General features: G+C 40.1%; 8 protein-coding genes. All 8 read left to right on the top strand.

What is annotated here, in order from left to right:
- Positions 1-57: 57 nt before the first annotated feature.
- The 8 genes from ACEE75_RS08900 to ACEE75_RS08865 all read left to right on the top strand — a co-directional run bounded on the left by ACEE75_RS08900 (position 58) and on the right by ACEE75_RS08865 (position 19,311).
- On the top strand, positions 58-1,272 hold the full coding sequence (locus tag ACEE75_RS08900) for a pyridoxal phosphate-dependent aminotransferase (RefSeq protein ID WP_354369333.1): 1,215 nt from the start codon (positions 58-60) through the stop codon (positions 1,270-1,272).
- A gap of 110 nt (positions 1,273-1,382) precedes the next feature.
- The gene (gene codY / locus ACEE75_RS08895) at positions 1,383-2,168 is read left to right on the top strand and encodes a GTP-sensing pleiotropic transcriptional regulator CodY (protein WP_427894337.1); all 786 of its coding nucleotides are present in this window, start codon (positions 1,383-1,385) and stop codon (positions 2,166-2,168) included.
- 3 nt (positions 2,169-2,171) lie between these two features.
- Positions 2,172-2,723 carry a cysteine hydrolase family protein gene (locus tag ACEE75_RS08890; RefSeq protein ID WP_447574519.1) on the top strand — a complete coding sequence of 184 codons (552 nt, stop codon included), beginning with the start codon at positions 2,172-2,174 and terminating at the stop codon, positions 2,721-2,723.
- A 122-nt stretch (positions 2,724-2,845) separates the two neighbouring features.
- Positions 2,846-3,148, top strand: a complete 303-nt coding sequence (gatC, locus tag ACEE75_RS08885) for an Asp-tRNA(Asn)/Glu-tRNA(Gln) amidotransferase subunit GatC (RefSeq protein ID WP_447574520.1) — start codon at positions 2,846-2,848, stop codon at positions 3,146-3,148.
- Positions 3,148-4,614 carry an Asp-tRNA(Asn)/Glu-tRNA(Gln) amidotransferase subunit GatA gene (gatA, locus tag ACEE75_RS08880; protein ID WP_447574521.1) on the top strand — a complete coding sequence of 489 codons (1,467 nt, stop codon included), beginning with the start codon at positions 3,148-3,150 and terminating at the stop codon, positions 4,612-4,614. The genes gatC and gatA overlap by 1 nt, the downstream gene beginning before the upstream one ends.
- Positions 4,615-6,054: an Asp-tRNA(Asn)/Glu-tRNA(Gln) amidotransferase subunit GatB gene (gatB, locus tag ACEE75_RS08875; RefSeq protein WP_447574522.1), complete on the top strand. Its 1,440-nt coding sequence runs from the start codon at positions 4,615-4,617 to the stop codon at positions 6,052-6,054. It begins immediately after the preceding gene.
- 76 nt (positions 6,055-6,130) lie between these two features.
- Positions 6,131-7,066: a DMT family transporter gene (locus ACEE75_RS08870; RefSeq protein WP_449173628.1), complete on the top strand. Its 936-nt coding sequence runs from the start codon at positions 6,131-6,133 to the stop codon at positions 7,064-7,066.
- A 347-nt stretch (positions 7,067-7,413) separates the two neighbouring features.
- Positions 7,414-19,311: an accessory Sec-dependent serine-rich glycoprotein adhesin gene (locus tag ACEE75_RS08865; protein ID WP_449173639.1), complete on the top strand. Its 11,898-nt coding sequence runs from the start codon at positions 7,414-7,416 to the stop codon at positions 19,309-19,311.
- Positions 19,312-19,537 lie beyond the last annotated feature (226 nt).

Below are 19,537 nucleotides of genomic sequence, written 5' to 3'. Positions count from 1 at the left end.
CACCTTTTTATAAATTTAGTTTATAATTTTAACTAGTAGAAAAATTGAGGTATGATTATGAAATATTTTGATAAATCATCGAAATTAGAGCATGTTGCTTATGATATTCGTGGACCAGTATTAGATGAAGCCATGCGTATGCGAGCTAATGGAGAGAAGATTCTGCGTCTAAACACTGGTAACCCAGCAGAATTTGGTTTCACAGCTCCTGATGAAGTGATTCGAGACCTTATTATGAATGCGCGTGACAGTGAAGGCTATTCAGATAGTAAAGGGATTTTTAGTGCTCGAAAAGCCATTATGCAATATTGTCAGCTAAAAAATATTCCAGATGTTGACGTTGAAGATATTTACATCGGAAATGGTGTCAGTGAGCTGATTACGATGAGCATGCAGGCTTTATTAGATAATGGAGATGAGGTTTTGGTTCCTATGCCAGACTATCCTCTTTGGACGGCAGCGGTCAGTCTTGCTGGTGGTCATGCGGTGCATTATATCTGTGATGAGCAGGCAGAGTGGAACCCTGATATAGATGACATTAAGTCTAAGATCACATCAAATACTAAGGCTATTGTTCTCATCAATCCTAATAATCCAACAGGTGCCCTTTATCCAAAAGATATTTTAGAGCAGATTATTGAGATAGCTCGTCAACATGACTTGATTATTTATTCAGATGAGATTTATGACCGCATGGTCTTTGATGGGGCAACACATATTCCTATCGCGAGTCTAGCACCAGATTTATTTGTGGTCACGATGAACGGGCTATCAAAATCACACCGTATTTGTGGCTTCCGTGTAGGGTGGATGGTTTTATCTGGTCCTAAAGAACATGTCAAAGGCTATATTGAAGGTCTAAACATGCTATCAAATATGCGTCTTTGTTCAAATGTCTTGGCGCAACAGGTGGTTCAGACTTCTCTTGGTGGCTATCAGTCAGTAGATGAGTTGTTAATACCTGGAGGGCGTCTTTACGAGCAACGTGAGTTTATCACTAAAGCCATCCAAGATATCCCTGGTTTATCAGCTGTTAAGCCTAAGGCAGGCTTATATATCTTCCCTAAAATTGACACGACCATGTATAATATCACGGATGATGAACAGTTTGTCCTGAATTTCTTGAAGCAAGAAAAAGTCATGTTAGTTCATGGACGAGGTTTCAACTGGAAGGATCCAGATCATTTCCGTATTGTTTATCTGCCGCGAGTGGAAGAATTGGCAGAAATACAGGAAAAAATGGAGCGTTTCCTCCGTCAATACCGTCGTTAAAAAACAGAAATTATTAAATTAAAATAATGTAGGGAATTTTCTGATAATTGTTTGCAATTTAAGAAGAGCTTTGTTATAATTGGGGGGAATGATCAAAGAAAGAGTAAAAAATGGCAAATTTATTATCAAAAACAAGAAAAATAACATCGATTTTACAACGCTCAGTCGATAGTCTGCAAGGAGAGTTACCATACAATATTATGGCTGATCAACTTGCTAATATTATTGATTGTAACGCTTGTATTATCAATGGTGGCGGTGTTTTACTTGGTTACGCAATGAAGTACAAGACCAATACCGATCGTGTCGAAGAATTTTTTGAAGCTAAAAAATTTCCTGAAACTTATGTTAAATCGGTGAGTCGTGTCTATGATACTGAGGCGAACCTTCCTATTGACAGCAATTTAACAATTTTCCCTGTGGAGTCTAAGGATATCTATCCTGATGGCTTGACGACTATTGCCCCTATTTATGGTGGAGGGATGCGTCTAGGGACACTGATTATTTGGCGTAATGATAAAGAGTTTAACGATGATGATCTTATCCTGGTTGAGATTGCCTCAACAGTAGTTGGTTTACAACTGCTTAATCTTCAAACTGAGAATTTAGAAGAAACCATTCGTAAGCAAACCGCTGTTAATATGGCGATTAACACCCTTTCTTATTCAGAAATGAAAGCTGTTGCAGCGATTTTGGGTGAATTAAACGGAACAGAAGGGCGCTTGACGGCATCTGTTATTGCAGATCGTATTGGTATTACTCGTTCTGTTATTGTTAATGCTCTTCGTAAGCTAGAGAGTGCAGGGATCATTGAGAGTCGCTCTTTAGGAATGAAGGGGACCTATCTAAAAGTTATTAACGAAGGCATTTTTGATAAGATTAAGGATTACGAATAGGCTATGGTAAAAGCTTTAATTTCAATTGATTACACCTATGATTTTGTGGCTGATGACGGTAAATTAACAGCAGGAGAGCCTGCTCAAGCGATTTCAGAGGCTATTTATCAAGTCACTCGGGCAGCTTACGAGGCAGGAGATTATATCTTTTTTGCGATTGACGGTCATGATGAGGGGGATAAATTTCATCCAGAAACCAATCTTTTCCCTCCACATAATATTATAGGAACTAACGGCCGTACCCTTTATGGGAAATTGTCGGATTTTTATCAAGAACATCACTCAGATAGCCGTGTTTTTTGGATAGATAAGCGCCATTATTCAGCATTTTCAGGGACTGATTTGGATATTCGTTTACGTGAGCGTCGTGTTGATACCCTTGTGTTAACAGGGGTGTTGACAGATATTTGTGTTTTACACACAGCCATTGATGCTTATAATTTAGGTTATCAGATTGAAATTCCAGAAAAAGCTGTTGCCAGTCTGACAAAAGAAAATCACGATTGGGCTTTGGCGCATTTTCAACAGGTTCTAGGTGCTAGAATCATCAAATAAAGAGTTGGTTTACCCCAGCTCTTTTTACATTTGCTGTGAGTTTAGCAAGAAAAGAAGATAGGTGAATACTTTAAAATGTGGTATAATAAAAAACGATAGACTAATTGGAGGATAAGCTCAAAATGAAAATTTCTGAAGCAGAAGTTCGTCACGTTGCTCAGTTGTCAAAACTGTCTTTTAGTGACGAAGAAACCGCAGAGTTTGCGACAACTCTAAGTAAAATTGTTGATATAGTTGAGCTCTTAAACGAAGTGGATACAACAGGTGTCGCGGTTACAACAACCATGGCAGATCGAAAAAATGTCTTGCGTGAAGATGTGGCTCAAAAAGGGGATGACCGCTCAGAGCTCTTTAAAAATGTCCCAGAATCACAAGATAACTTTATTAAAGTTCCAGCCATTTTGGATGGGGGAGGAGATGCTTAATGACGTTTAATCATAAGACTATTGAAGAATTACATGATCTTCTGGTGAAAAAAGAAATCTCAGCCCTTGAGTTAACCAAGGCAACACTTGAAGATGTTAAAAGCCGTGAAGATGCTGTTGGAAGTTTTATTACAATTGCTGAAGAAGCAGCGCTTGCTCAAGCAGCGCGTGTTGATGAAAAAGGAATTGATGCTGACAATCTTCTGTCAGGTATTCCTTTAGCAGTTAAAGATAATATTTCAACTAAAGGGATTTTAACAACAGCTGCTTCAAAAATGTTATACAACTACGAACCAATCTTTGATGCAACAGCAGTGGCACAAGCCTATGCCAAGGATATGGTGGTGATTGGTAAGACGAACATGGACGAGTTTGCCATGGGAGGATCAGGTGAGACCTCTTATTATGGTGCTACTAAAAATGCTTGGGACCAAACGAAAGTTCCAGGTGGGTCATCAAGTGGTTCTGCAGCAGCAGTTGCATCTGGTCAGGTTCGCTTATCACTTGGTTCAGATACAGGTGGTTCTATTCGTCAACCTGCAGCTTTTAATGGGATTGTTGGGTTAAAACCAACTTATGGAACCGTTTCGCGCTTTGGCTTGATTGCCTTTGGTTCCTCACTTGACCAGATTGGTCCATTTTCACAAACAGTAAAAGAAAATGCACAGCTTTTGAATGTTATTTCAGGTCATGACGCTAAAGACTCCACCTCTACAGTCAATGAGATTGCAGATTTTACAAGTAAGATTGGTCAAGAAATCAAAGGGATGAAGATTGCCCTCCCTAAAGAGTATATAGGTGAAGGAATTGATCCAGCAGTTAAGGATACTATCTTAAAAGCAGCCAAGCATTTTGAGTCACTAGGTGCTGTAGTAGAAGAGGTTAGCCTACCACATTCTAAATATGGTGTTGCAGTTTATTACATCATTGCATCATCGGAAGCTTCTTCTAACTTGCAACGTTTTGATGGGATTCGCTATGGTTTCCGCGCAGACGATGCTAAGAATTTAGAAGAGATTTATGTGAAAACGCGTAGTCAAGGATTCGGTGAGGAAGTGAAGCGTCGTATCATGCTAGGAACCTTTAGTTTGTCATCTGGTTATTATGATGCTTATTTCAAAAAAGCAGGTCAAGTCCGTAGCTTGATTATTCAAGATTTTGAAAAAGTCTTTGCAGACTATGATTTGATTTTAGGTCCGACAGCTCCGACAGTTGCTTTTGGTCTTGACACCTTGAATCATGACCCAGTAGCTATGTACTTAGCAGATTTATTAACAATCCCAGTTAACCTTGCAGGTCTTCCAGGAATTTCCATTCCAGCTGGTTTTGTAGAGGGCTTACCTGTAGGATTACAACTGATTGGTCCAAAATATTCAGAAGAAACCATCTATCAAGCGGCATCAGCGTTTGAAGCGACAACTGATTACCATAAACAACAACCAGTGATTTTTGGAGGTGACAAGTAAATGAACTTTGAAACTGTCATTGGACTTGAGGTCCATGTTGAGTTAAACACCAATTCTAAGATTTTCTCACCTTCTTCTGCTCATTTTGGTGAGGATCCAAATGCCAACACTAATGTGATTGACTGGTCCTTCCCAGGAGTTCTTCCTGTTCTTAATAAAGGGGTTGTTGATGCGGGGATTAAGGCTGCTTTGGCTTTAAATATGGCTATCCACAAGGAGATGCATTTTGACCGTAAAAACTATTTTTACCCTGATAACCCTAAAGCTTATCAGATTTCTCAGTTTGATGAGCCAATTGGTTATAATGGTTGGATTGAGATAGAACTAGAAGATGGCTCAACTAAGAAAATTCGTATCGAGCGTGCGCATTTAGAAGAGGATGCAGGAAAGAACACTCACGGTACAGATGGTTATTCCTATGTGGATCTCAACCGTCAGGGTGTACCATTGATTGAGATTGTATCAGAAGCAGATATGCGTTCTCCTGAGGAAGCTTACGCCTACTTGACAGCTCTTAAGGAAATTATTCAGTACACAGGAATTTCAGATGTTAAGATGGAAGAAGGGTCCATGCGTGTGGATGCCAATATTTCTCTTCGTCCTTATGGTCAAGAAGCTTTTGGAACTAAGACAGAAATTAAAAACTTGAACTCCTTTAACTATGTGAAAAAAGGGCTCCAACATGAAGTAGAACGCCAAGCGAAGATTTTACGATCAGGTGGTCAAATCCAGCAGGAAACCCGTCGTTATGATGAAGCTACTGGCGAGACGATTCTCATGCGAGTTAAGGAAGGATCATCAGACTACCGCTATTTCCCAGAACCAGATCTTCCTCTTTATGAGATTGATGATGCTTGGATTGAAGAAATTCGTGAAACGTTACCTGAATTTCCAAAAGAACGTCGTGCTAACTACGTGGAAAACTTGGGCTTGACAGCCTATGATGCAGGTCAATTAACTTCTACCAAGGCTCTGTCTGACTTCTTTGAAGCAGCAGTGGCAGTAGGTGGCGATGCTAAACAAGTTTCCAACTGGTTGCAAGGAGAGGTGGCTCAGTTCTTAAATGCTGAAGGAAAAACTTTAGCTACGATTTCTTTGACTCCTGAAAACTTAGTAGAAATGATTAGCTTGATTGCTGATGGTACGATTTCTTCTAAAATTGCTAAAAAAGTCTTTGTACATTTGGCAAAAAATGGAGGGTCAGCGCGTGATTATGTTGAAAAAGCTGGTTTGGTACAGATTTCAGATCCAGCAGTTTTGATTCCGATTATCCACCAAGTCTTTGCAGACAATGAAGCAGCGGTAGCCGACTTCAAGTCAGGTAAACGCAATGCTGATAAGGCATTTACAGGTTTCTTGATGAAAGCAACTAAAGGTCAAGCCAATCCACAAGTAGCTCAAAAATTATTAGCAGAAGAGCTGGCTAAGTTATTGGATTAATCTAAAAAAGCTATTTCCTAAAAATAGGAAGTGGCTTTTTAACTCTTTAAATGAAAATAGGAAAAGGAAAATAATAATGGATAGTAAATTAAAAGGTAGTCTTTTAACTGTAACGGCGGCAATTTCGTGGGGACTATCAGGTGTGAGTGGTCAGTACTTGATGGAGCAAGGTGTCCATGTCAATGTGGTGACCTCGATCAGACTTCTTATTGCAGGGATTTTATTAACGGGATTTGTGGCGTTGAGAGATTACAAGATTCTTATCCAGATGTTTTTGGATAAAAAGACCTTGCTGATGGTCTTTATTTTTAGTTTAGCTGGTCTGGTATTAAATCAGTATGCTTATTTACAAGCTATTCACCATACCAATGCAGGAACAGCTACAGTTTTACAATACACGACACCTGTTTTAATTTTAATTTACATGTCGATAAAAACTAGGGTTATGCCTAGTGTGATTGAAGTCCTATCTATTGTTTTGGCTATTTTAGGAACCTTTATTATTGCAACACACGGCTCTTTTGCTAGTTTATCCTTAACACCAAAGGGCTTATTTTGGGGAATTTTTTCTGCTTTCACTTATGCAGCCTATATTTTAATTCCAGTAGAGATGATTAAGCGATGGAGAAGTCTTCCAGTTATTGGCTTGGGGATGTTATTTGGCGGAATGGTATTCCCAATTGGTGTAGGAGTTTGGCGCTATGATGCTCATTTGACACCTGATAATCTTTTAGCATATTTTGGAATTGTTGGAATCGGAACCATTGTAGCCTATACTCTATTTTTAAAAGGTGTTAGCATGATTGGGGCTGTAAAAGGAAGCTTATTAGCAGCTATTGAACCAATTGTTGCGGTATTTTTTTCAGTTATTTTGATGCACGAGAAGTTTTATCTTATTGACCTCGTTGGAATGTTGTTGATTCTCCTAGCAGTAATTTCAATTACTTTGAAAGATATGATCATTGAAAAAAGAAAAAGCTTAAAAACATTTAATCTAAAGAATCGGTCATAAAAACTCTTGTGATATTTATGCGAAAAAGATAACAAGACTGAAGGAAGTCTTGTTTTTTACTACCGTTAGAAAGAAAATAGACTGAAAAATCTAATGAGTGATGAAGAAGATAGGAATTTAACAGGATTGTAATATATAGAGATATTGACGAAATAACAAAATATAGATAAAATAGTAATATTATCTAATCAAAATTCTAAAAGCTAAAATCGTCATTATGGGGATTGATTTTAAAAAAAGTTAAAATCTGAGACAATTGAAGATTAAAAACTTTAGTAATAAAAGCTGGCTGGTAATGTTTTAGATAATAAAAATATTATAATTTTAAGGGGAGGAAATTAACCTCTATGGGAAATAAGAGATTACGCAAAGACTATACGGAATCGTCGCGTAAGAGCCGTGTTAAGATGCACAAATCTGGGAAACACTGGGTTCGTACAGTTATGTCACAGATTAATCTTGTTCGCCTGTTTAAAGGTGGTTCAGGTCAACATGAGGTTAAGGTTGAACGTCTAGAAAAAGAGGTAACGGACTACTCTGTTCCGACAGCTCTTTTACGTGGTCTAGCCTCAGCAGGTGCCTTGGCTGGTGGTACTATGGTGGCTGAGAATGCTTTTGCAGAAGAAACTGCTATTGCCTCAGAGACTAGCACGAGTACCTTGGCAACTACTGATACGGTAGCCTTATCTGACACAACAGTATCTTCAACAGATACAGCATCAGCAACAACCGCTACGACAACAACGACAACAGAAGCAGCTGACACCACAAGTGCATCTACTTCAGCTTCAACAAGCTTGTCTGTTTTTGCGTCAGAGTCAACGAGCATTTCCTTGTCTGATTCGGCATCTGCATCAACATCAGTGTCGCTTTCAGAAAGTGCATCGGCTTCGACGTCAACATCTATTAGCGAATCTGTCTCAGAATCTGTATCTGAGTCTCTTTCAGAGAGCACATCAAGCTCAGAGTCAACGTCAAGTTCTGAGTCTGTTTCTACCTTATTAAGTGAGGCAAGCTCTGAAGCAGCAAGTTCAAGCAGCTCAAGCAGCGCTGATACCAGCAGTTCAAGTAGTTCGACAGAAGCTCGCGAAGTCTTAGAGCAAGTGACTTCAGAAGCTGAGATTCTAGTTCAGATCGCTAATGGTCAAACGACTCCTAGCCAAGAGTTGACAGATGCGGTAGCAGTTAGCACCAAAGATATTGCAGCAGCTAAGCTAATTTTGGGCAATACTGAAGCGACAGCAGAAGAGATTCAAACAGTTGTTGACTCTGTTCAAAACAGCAGTCAAGCACTTGGTGCTTTACTTATCAAAGATGATGAAGATGGCATCATTACATTTGCGCTGGATACAACAACGACTGCAACAGTAACTAAAGTTGGTGAAGGTTATGGTGTTTTAGTTGACACGCTTTCAACAGCGTCACCAGCGATGGATAATGCTAACGGTGCTGCCATTTCAGATCCAGCAAATAGTACAAGCTTTACGCCTTCATCAGAATCCGAAAGATTTACCTTTAACTATTCAAAATTCAACTGGTTTGGTGATCGATTAACTGATCAAACAATCAAAGAAAATTATTATTTCCGATATTCGTTAGATTATGATACATCAACGACGACAACTTATGTTGAACTAGTTAATAAGACGACAAATACAGTAGTTGAAAGTTATACTTTGGATAAGGGTGAGACAGCAACATTCACTTACTTCCAAAGCTACTCAGGTGCTGATAACCTGCCTCTAACTATTACTTACGGTGACAGTACCTCATCAAGTACAACAGCAGGAGAGCTCCAATTACAGTATAATGGTGGAACACTTACTAACACCCTAGTACCAACCTATCAAGAATATACAACTTACTATAAGACAACTGATGGTGCAACGATAGCAACCTACACTATTAAAGGTATTGGTGGACAAATGGCTACGCCATCTGCTAAACGTGATTTTGTAGGCTATGACTATGCAAGTACAACCGGTGGTGCTCCGGTACGCCTTTATTCTCCAGGAACGATTTATAATGATGGTGCGATTTCAACATTGTATGTTAAACGTCTGGCAGAAGTAGTAGATGAGAATGGTAGCCTTGTTAAGACTATTTGGATAAAAGATCCGGCTTACACTGGAACCGTTGATTATAACTCGGCTGACACAACAGGCTTTACCAAAGTCATGGAAACGTCTGTTATGGCTCCCGGAACAGCGAATACAAGTCTTGTTGTTCCTGTGACAGATTTTATCTCAGCTGAAGAATCTGCTTTGGCTACCGCAAATGCTCAAGCTGGTAAAACTGATAATGATATCTTCTCTGTTATCTATGAAGATAACTATCAAACCATCCGTATCGGTTTTGACGGTTATGCCAAGGCGGCGAATAGTTATCCTGTAAGTATGTTAGTGCAGGTTATCCTGAAACCAGGTCACCCGGATTATCAAACATTTACAGGGACATTAAACCCAAACTCTAAAGGGACATCGGTAAGCTTAGTCAACGGTTTGAATTCAACTACCGTTAACGAAACAACTCACTGGTATACAGTTGATACATCTGAGTCAGAGTCGCTTTCGAACTCAAACTCAAATTCCTTGTCTGAATCTGAGTCGACTTCAAGTTCAGAATCCCTCTCTAACTCAACATCCGTCTCAGAATCGACGTCTAAATCAGAATCTATCTCAAATTCTGAGTCAACCTCAGAGTCAGTTTCTACCTCAGAATCCATCTCAAATTCTGAGTCAGTCTCAGAATCAACGTCAACCTCAGAGTCTATTTCGACGTCAGAATCGTTATCGAACTCTGTCAGTGAATCCGTCTCTGAATCAGTTAAAGAGTCAGTAAGTGAGTCCGTCTCTGAATCAGTTAAAGAGTCAGTCAGTGAATCCGTCTCTGAATCAGTTAAAGAGTCAGTCAGTGAATCAGTATCTGAGTCAATCTCAGAATCAGTATCTGAGTCCGTTTCAGAGTCCGTCTCAGAATCCATTTCAGAGTCAGTCAGTGAGTCAATCTCAGAATCTGTATCCGAGTCCGTCTCAGAATCCATTTCAGAATCAGTATCTGAGTCAGTATCTGAGTCCGTTTCAGAATCAGTATCTGAGTCAATCTCTGAGTCAGTATCTGAATCAGTAAGTGAGTCAATCTCAGAATCCGTATCTGAGTCGATCTCAGAGTCAGTAAGTGAGTCAATCTCAGAATCAGTAAGCGAGTCCGTTTCAGAATCCGTATCAGAGTCAATCTCAGAGTCAGTATCTGAATCAGTAAGCGAGTCAGTGTCTGAATCCGTTTCAGAATCAATCTCAGAATCCGTATCCGAGTCAGTATCAGAATCAATTTCAGAATCAGTATCCGAGTCAGTAAGTGAGTCAATCTCAGAATCCGTATCCGAGTCAGTATCAGAATCAATCTCTGAGTCAGTCAGCGAATCAGTATCCGAGTCAGTCTCAGAATCAGTATCCGAGTCAATTTCTGAGTCAGTATCTGAATCAGTATCAGAGTCAATCTCTGAGTCAGTTTCAGAATCAGTTTCTGAATCCGTTTCAGAATCAATCTCTGAGTCCGTTTCAGAGTCCGTTTCTGAATCAGTATCAGAGTCAGTCTCTGAATCAATTTCTGAATCAGTAAGCGAGTCAGTATCAGAATCTGTATCTGAGTCAATCTCTGAGTCAGTTTCAGAATCAATTTCTGAATCAGTATCAGAGTCAGTATCAGAATCAATTTCTGAATCCGTTTCTGAGTCAATCTCTGAGTCCGTTTCTGAATCAATCTCAGAATCTGTATCTGAGTCAATCTCTGAGTCAGTATCAGAATCAATCTCTGAGTCCGTTTCTGAGTCAGTATCAGAATCAATTTCCGAGTCAGTGTCTGAATCCGTTTCCGAATCCGTATCTGAGTCCGTTTCAGAGTCAGTATCAGAATCCGTATCAGAATCAATCTCAGAATCAGTAAGCGAGTCAGTGTCTGAATCCGTATCAGAATCAATTTCCGAATCTGTGTCTGAGTCAGTGTCTGAATCCGTATCCGAATCAATCTCAGAATCAGTGTCTGAGTCAGTATCTGAATCAGTAAGCGAGTCAGTGTCTGAATCCGTATCCGAATCAATCTCAGAATCAGTGTCTGAGTCAGTATCCGAGTCAGTCTCAGAATCAATTTCAGAATCTGTATCAGAATCAATTTCCGAGTCAGTGTCTGAATCCGTTTCCGAATCAATTTCCGAATCCGTATCTGAGTCCGTTTCAGAGTCAGTATCAGAGTCAATCTCAGAATCAGTATCCGAGTCAGTCTCAGAATCCGTATCAGAATCAATTTCAGAATCTGTATCAGAGTCAATCTCAGAATCAGTATCCGAGTCAATCTCTGAGTCAGTGTCTGAATCCGTATCAGAATCAATCTCAGAATCTGTGTCTGAGTCAGTCTCAGAATCAGTAAGCGAGTCAGTGTCTGAATCCGTATCAGAATCAATTTCCGAATCAGTGTCTGAGTCAGTATCAGAATCCGTATCTGAATCAGTAAGCGAGTCAGTGTCTGAATCCGTATCAGAATCAATTTCAGAATCTGTATCTGAGTCAGTGTCTGAATCTGTATCAGAATCAATTTCCGAGTCAGTCTCAGAATCCGTATCAGAATCAATCTCAGAATCAGTAAGCGAGTCAGTGTCTGAATCCGTATCAGAATCAATTTCAGAATCAGTGTCTGAGTCAGTCTCAGAATCCGTATCTGAGTCAGTGTCTGAATCCGTATCAGAATCAATCTCAGAGTCAGTGTCAGAATCCGTATCTGAATCCGTATCAGAATCAATCTCAGAATCAGTGTCTGAGTCAGTCTCAGAATCCGTATCAGAATCAGTAAGCGAGTCAGTGTCTGAATCCGTATCAGAATCAATCTCAGAATCAGTGTCTGAGTCAGTCTCAGAATCCGTATCTGAGTCAGTGTCTGAATCCGTATCAGAATCAATTTCAGAATCTGTGTCTGAGTCAGTATCAGAATCTGTGTCTGAGTCAGTATCAGAATCCGTATCAGAATCAATTTCAGAATCTGTATCTGAGTCAGTGTCTGAATCTGTATCAGAATCAATTTCCGAGTCAGTGTCTGAATCCGTATCAGAATCAATTTCAGAATCTGTATCTGAGTCAGTGTCTGAATCTGTATCAGAATCAATTTCCGAGTCAGTCTCAGAATCCGTATCAGAATCAATCTCAGAATCAGTAAGCGAGTCAGTGTCTGAATCCGTATCAGAATCAATCTCAGAATCAGTAAGCGAGTCAGTGTCTGAATCCGTATCAGAATCAATTTCAGAATCTGTGTCTGAGTCAGTCTCAGAATCCGTATCTGAGTCAGTGTCAGAATCCGTATCAGAATCAATCTCAGAATCAGTGTCTGAGTCAGTATCTGAATCCGTATCAGAATCAATCTCAGAATCAGTAAGCGAGTCAGTGTCTGAATCCGTATCAGAATCAATTTCAGAATCTGTGTCTGAGTCAGTATCAGAATCCGTATCTGAGTCAGTCTCAGAATCAATTTCAGAATCTGTATCAGAGTCAATCTCTGAGTCAGTGTCAGAATCCGTATCTGAATCCGTATCTGAATCCGTATCAGAATCAATCTCAGAATCAGTGTCTGAGTCAGTCTCAGAATCCGTATCTGAATCAGTAAGCGAGTCAGTGTCTGAATCCGTATCAGAATCAATCTCAGAATCTGTGTCTGAGTCAGTATCAGAATCAGTAAGCGAGTCAGTGTCTGAATCCGTATCAGAATCAATTTCAGAATCAGTGTCTGAGTCAGTCTCAGAATCCGTATCTGAATCAGTAAGCGAGTCAGTGTCTGAATCCGTATCAGAATCAATTTCAGAATCTGTATCTGAGTCAGTGTCTGAATCTGTATCAGAATCAATTTCCGAGTCAGTCTCAGAATCCGTATCAGAATCAATCTCAGAATCAGTAAGCGAGTCAGTGTCTGAATCCGTATCAGAATCAATTTCAGAATCTGTATCTGAGTCAGTGTCTGAATCCGTATCAGAATCAATCTCAGAGTCAGTGTCTGAGTCAATCTCTGAATCCGTCTCTGAGTCAGTATCAGAATCAATCTCTGAATCCGTCTCTGAGTCAGTATCAGAATCAATTTCTGAATCCGTCTCTGAGTCAATTTCTGAATCCGTCTCTGAGTCAATTTCTGAGTCAGTCAGTGAGTCAATCTCAGAATCTGTATCCGAGTCCGTCTCAGAATCCATTTCAGAATCAGTATCTGAGTCAGTATCTGAGTCCGTTTCAGAATCAGTATCTGAGTCAATCTCTGAGTCAGTATCTGAATCAGTAAGTGAGTCAATCTCAGAATCCGTATCTGAGTCGATCTCAGAGTCAGTAAGTGAGTCAATCTCAGAATCAGTAAGCGAGTCCGTTTCAGAATCCGTATCAGAGTCAATCTCAGAGTCAGTATCTGAATCAGTAAGCGAGTCAGTGTCTGAATCCGTTTCAGAATCAATCTCAGAATCCGTATCCGAGTCAGTATCAGAATCAATTTCAGAATCAGTATCCGAGTCAGTAAGTGAGTCAATCTCAGAATCCGTATCCGAGTCAGTATCAGAATCAATCTCTGAGTCAGTCAGCGAATCAGTATCCGAGTCAGTCTCAGAATCAGTATCCGAGTCAATTTCTGAGTCAGTATCTGAATCAGTATCAGAGTCAATCTCTGAGTCAGTTTCAGAATCAGTTTCTGAATCCGTTTCAGAATCAATCTCTGAGTCCGTTTCAGAGTCCGTTTCTGAATCAGTATCAGAGTCAGTCTCTGAATCAATTTCTGAATCAGTAAGCGAGTCAGTATCAGAATCTGTATCTGAGTCAATCTCTGAGTCAGTTTCAGAATCAATTTCTGAATCAGTATCAGAGTCAGTATCAGAATCAATTTCTGAATCCGTTTCTGAGTCAATCTCTGAGTCCGTTTCTGAATCAATCTCAGAATCTGTATCTGAGTCAATCTCTGAGTCAGTATCAGAATCAATCTCTGAGTCCGTTTCTGAGTCAGTATCAGAATCAATTTCCGAGTCAGTGTCTGAATCCGTTTCCGAATCCGTATCTGAGTCCGTTTCAGAGTCAGTATCAGAATCCGTATCAGAATCAATCTCAGAATCAGTAAGCGAGTCAGTGTCTGAATCCGTATCAGAATCAATTTCCGAATCTGTGTCTGAGTCAGTGTCTGAATCCGTATCCGAATCAATCTCAGAATCAGTGTCTGAGTCAGTATCTGAATCAGTAAGCGAGTCAGTGTCTGAATCCGTATCCGAATCAATCTCAGAATCAGTGTCTGAGTCAGTATCCGAGTCAGTCTCAGAATCAATTTCAGAATCTGTATCAGAATCAATTTCCGAGTCAGTGTCTGAATCCGTTTCCGAATCAATTTCCGAATCCGTATCTGAGTCCGTTTCAGAGTCAGTATCAGAGTCAATCTCAGAATCAGTATCCGAGTCAGTCTCAGAATCCGTATCAGAATCAATTTCAGAATCTGTATCAGAGTCAATCTCAGAATCAGTATCCGAGTCAATCTCTGAGTCAGTGTCTGAATCCGTATCAGAATCAATCTCAGAATCTGTGTCTGAGTCAGTCTCAGAATCAGTAAGCGAGTCAGTGTCTGAATCCGTATCAGAATCAATTTCCGAATCAGTGTCTGAGTCAGTATCAGAATCCGTATCTGAATCAGTAAGCGAGTCAGTGTCTGAATCCGTATCAGAATCAATTTCAGAATCTGTATCTGAGTCAGTGTCTGAATCTGTATCAGAATCAATTTCCGAGTCAGTCTCAGAATCCGTATCAGAATCAATCTCAGAATCAGTAAGCGAGTCAGTGTCTGAATCCGTATCAGAATCAATTTCAGAATCAGTGTCTGAGTCAGTCTCAGAATCCGTATCTGAGTCAGTGTCTGAATCCGTATCAGAATCAATCTCAGAGTCAGTGTCAGAATCCGTATCTGAATCCGTATCAGAATCAATCTCAGAATCAGTGTCTGAGTCAGTCTCAGAATCCGTATCAGAATCAGTAAGCGAGTCAGTGTCTGAATCCGTATCAGAATCAATCTCAGAATCAGTGTCTGAGTCAGTCTCAGAATCCGTATCTGAGTCAGTGTCTGAATCCGTATCAGAATCAATTTCAGAATCTGTGTCTGAGTCAGTATCAGAATCTGTGTCTGAGTCAGTATCAGAATCCGTATCAGAATCAATTTCAGAATCTGTATCTGAGTCAGTGTCTGAATCTGTATCAGAATCAATTTCCGAGTCAGTGTCTGAATCCGTATCAGAATCAATTTCAGAATCTGTATCTGAGTCAGTGTCTGAATCTGTATCAGAATCAATTTCCGAGTCAGTCTCAGAATCCGTATCAGAATCAATCTCAGAATCAGTAAGCGAGTCAGTGTCTGAATCCGTATCAGAATCAATCTCAGAATCAGTAAGCGAGTCAGTGTCTGAATCCGTATCAGAATCAATTTCAGAATCTGTGTCTGAGTCAGTCTCAGAATCCGTATCTGAGTCAGTGTCAGAATCCGTATCAGAATCAATCTCAGAATCAGTGTCTGAGTCAGTATCTGAATCCGTATCAGAATCAATCTCAGAATCAGTAAGCGAGTCAGTGTCTGAATCCGTATCAGAATCAATTTCAGAATCTGTGTCTGAGTCAGTATCAGAATCCGTATCTGAGTCAGTCTCAGAATCAATTTCAGAATCTGTATCAGAGTCAATCTCTGAGTCAGTGTCAGAATCCGTATCTGAATCCGTATCTGAATCCGTATCAGAATCAATCTCAGAATCAGTGTCTGAGTCAGTCTCAGAATCCGTATCTGAATCAGTAAGCGAGTCAGTGTCTGAATCCGTATCAGAATCAATCTCAGAATCTGTGTCTGAGTCAGTATCAGAATCAGTAAGCGAGTCAGTGTCTGAATCCGTATCAGAATCAATTTCAGAATCAGTGTCTGAGTCAGTCTCAGAATCCGTATCTGAATCAGTAAGCGAGTCAGTGTCTGAATCCGTATCAGAATCAATTTCAGAATCTGTATCTGAGTCAGTGTCTGAATCTGTATCAGAATCAATTTCCGAGTCAGTCTCAGAATCCGTATCAGAATCAATCTCAGAATCAGTAAGCGAGTCAGTGTCTGAATCCGTATCAGAATCAATTTCAGAATCTGTATCTGAGTCAGTGTCTGAATCCGTATCAGAATCAATCTCAGAGTCAGTGTCTGAGTCAATCTCTGAATCCGTCTCTGAGTCAGTATCAGAATCAATCTCTGAATCCGTCTCTGAGTCAGTATCAGAATCAATTTCTGAATCCGTCTCTGAGTCAATTTCTGAATCCGTCTCTGAGTCAATTTCTGAGTCAGTCTCAGAATCAATCTCTGAATCAGTCTCAGAGTCCGTATCAGAATCACTTTCTGAATCAGTTAGTGAGTCAATCTCAGAATCCGTCTCAGAGTCCGTCTCAGAATCCGTCTCAGAGTCAGTCTCAGAATCAGTTTCAGAATCCGTATCTGAATCAATCTCAGAATCTGTATCCGAGTCAGTATCTGAATCAGTAAGCGAGTCAGTGTCTGAATCCGTTTCAGAATCAATCTCAGAATCTGTATCCGAGTCAGTCTCAGAATCCGTGTCTGAGTCAATCTCAGAATCAGTATCCGAGTCCGTTTCCGAATCTGTATCTGAGTCGGTATCAGAATCCGTATCAGAGTCAATCTCAGAATCAGTATCCGAGTCAGTTTCAGAATCAATCTCAGAATCCGTATCTGAGTCAGTCTCAGAATCAATTTCAGAATCTGTATCAGAGTCAATCTCAGAATCAGTATCCGAGTCAATCTCTGAGTCAGTGTCTGAATCCGTATCTGAATCCGTATCAGAATCAATCTCAGAATCTGTGTCTGAGTCAGTCTCAGAATCCGTATCTGAATCAGTAAGCGAGTCAGTGTCTGAATCCGTATCTGAATCAATTTCAGAATCTGTATCTGAGTCAGTGTCTGAATCTGTATCAGAATCAATTTCCGAGTCAGTGTCTGAATCCGTTTCCGAATCCGTATCTGAGTCCGTTTCAGAGTCAGTATCAGAATCCGTATCAGAATCAATCTCAGAATCAGTAAGCGAGTCAGTGTCTGAATCCGTATCAGAATCAATTTCCGAATCTGTGTCTGAGTCAGTGTCTGAATCCGTATCCGAATCAATCTCAGAATCAGTGTCTGAGTCAGTATCTGAATCAGTAAGCGAGTCAGTGTCTGAATCCGTATCCGAATCAATCTCAGAATCAGTGTCTGAGTCAGTATCCGAGTCAGTCTCAGAATCAATTTCAGAATCTGTATCAGAATCAATTTCCGAGTCAGTGTCTGAATCCGTTTCCGAATCAATTTCCGAATCCGTATCTGAGTCCGTTTCAGAGTCAGTATCAGAGTCAATCTCAGAATCAGTATCCGAGTCAGTCTCAGAATCCGTATCAGAATCAATTTCAGAATCTGTATCAGAGTCAATCTCAGAATCAGTATCCGAGTCAATCTCTGAGTCAGTGTCTGAATCCGTATCAGAATCAATCTCAGAATCTGTGTCTGAGTCAGTATCAGAATCCGTATCTGAATCAGTAAGCGAGTCAGTGTCTGAATCCGTATCAGAATCAATTTCAGAATCTGTATCTGAGTCAGTGTCTGAATCTGTATCAGAATCAATTTCCGAGTCAGTATCAGAATCCGTATCAGAATCAATCTCAGAATCAGTAAGCGAGTCAGTGTCTGAATCCGTATCAGAATCAATTTCAGAATCAGTGTCTGAGTCAGTCTCAGAATCCGTATCTGAGTCAGTGTCTGAATCCGTATCAGAATCAATCTCAGAGTCAGTGTCAGAATCCGTATCTGAATCAGTGTCTGAATCCGTATCAGAATCAATCTCAGAGTCAGTGTCAGAATCCGTATCTGAATCCGTATCAGAATCAATCTCAGAATCAGTGTCTGAGTCAGTCTCAGAATCCGTATCAGAATCAGTAAGCGAGTCAGTGTCTGAATCCGTATCAGAATCAATATCAGAATCAGTGTCTGAGTCAGTCTCAGAATCCGTATCTGAGTCAGTGTCTGAATCCGTATCAGAATCAATATCAGAATCTGTGTCTGAGTCAGTATCAGAATCCGTATCTGAGTCAGTGTCAGAATCCGTATCAGAATCAATTTCAGAATCTGTATCTGAGTCAGTGTCTGAATCTGTATCAGAATCAATTTCCGAGTCAGTGTCTGAATCCGTATCAGAATCAATTTCAGAATCTGTATCTGAGTCAGTGTCTGAATCCGTATCAGAATCAATCTCAGAATCTGTATCCGAGTCAGTTTCAGAATCCGTATCTGAATCAATCTCAGAATCTGTATCCGAGTCAGTATCTGAATCAGTAAGCGAGTCAGTGTCTGAATCCGTTTCAGAATCAATCTCAGAATCTGTATCCGAGTCAGTCTCAGAATCCGTGTCTGAGTCAATCTCAGAATCAGTATCCGAGTCCGTTTCCGAATCTGTATCTGAGTCGGTATCAGAATCCGTATCAGAGTCAATCTCAGAATCAGTATCCGAGTCAGTTTCAGAATCAATCTCAGAATCCGTATCTGAGTCAGTCTCAGAATCAATTTCAGAATCTGTATCAGAGTCAATCTCAGAATCAGTATCCGAGTCAATCTCTGAGTCAGTGTCTGAATCCGTATCTGAATCCGTATCAGAATCAATCTCAGAATCTGTGTCTGAGTCAGTCTCAGAATCCGTATCTGAATCAGTAAGCGAGTCAGTGTCTGAATCCGTATCTGAATCAATTTCAGAATCTGTATCTGAGTCAGTGTCTGAATCTGTATCAGAATCAATTTCCGAGTCCGTTTCAGAATCCATCTCAGAATCAGTCTCAGAATCAGTATCTGAGTCAGTATCTGAATCAGTAAGTGAGTCAGTGTCAGAATCAGTATCTGAATCCATCTCAGAATCTGTGTCTGAGTCAGTGTCTGAATCCGTTTCAGAATCCATCTCAGAATCTGTGTCTGAGTCAGTCTCAGAATCTATATCCGAGTCAGTAAGTGAGTCAGTCTCAGAATCCGTATCTGAATCTATCTCAGAATCCGTGTCTGAGTCAGTCTCTGAGTCTATGTCAGAAAAAGCTAAACGTCGTCTTCCAAATACTGGTACAGAAGAAAATAACACTGCTCTTCTATCAGGGTTAGGTTTACTCTTTGGTGCAGGCTTGCTTGCTAAACGTCGTAAACGTGACGAAAAATAATATAATCTGACTGTCTTAAGTTTAGTATCCTCTCCCCTTGGGATTATCAGCCATGAGATATTGCTTATTTCAATCACCTAAAATAATAATACTCATTAATGAAATTTAGACAGTTGCAAAAAGAGATCCAGTGGGATCTCTTTTTGCGTGATTAGACTACTCTTCATTCCTATCTTTTTTTCTGATATTATGGTAAAATAAAGGGTAAATTTATTTTTGGAGAAAA

This window comes from Streptococcus sp. 11273D007BT (assembly GCF_053547195.1).
The sequence above is the reverse complement of the archived record's forward strand: the minus strand, read 5'-3'. Positions and strand labels throughout refer to the sequence as shown.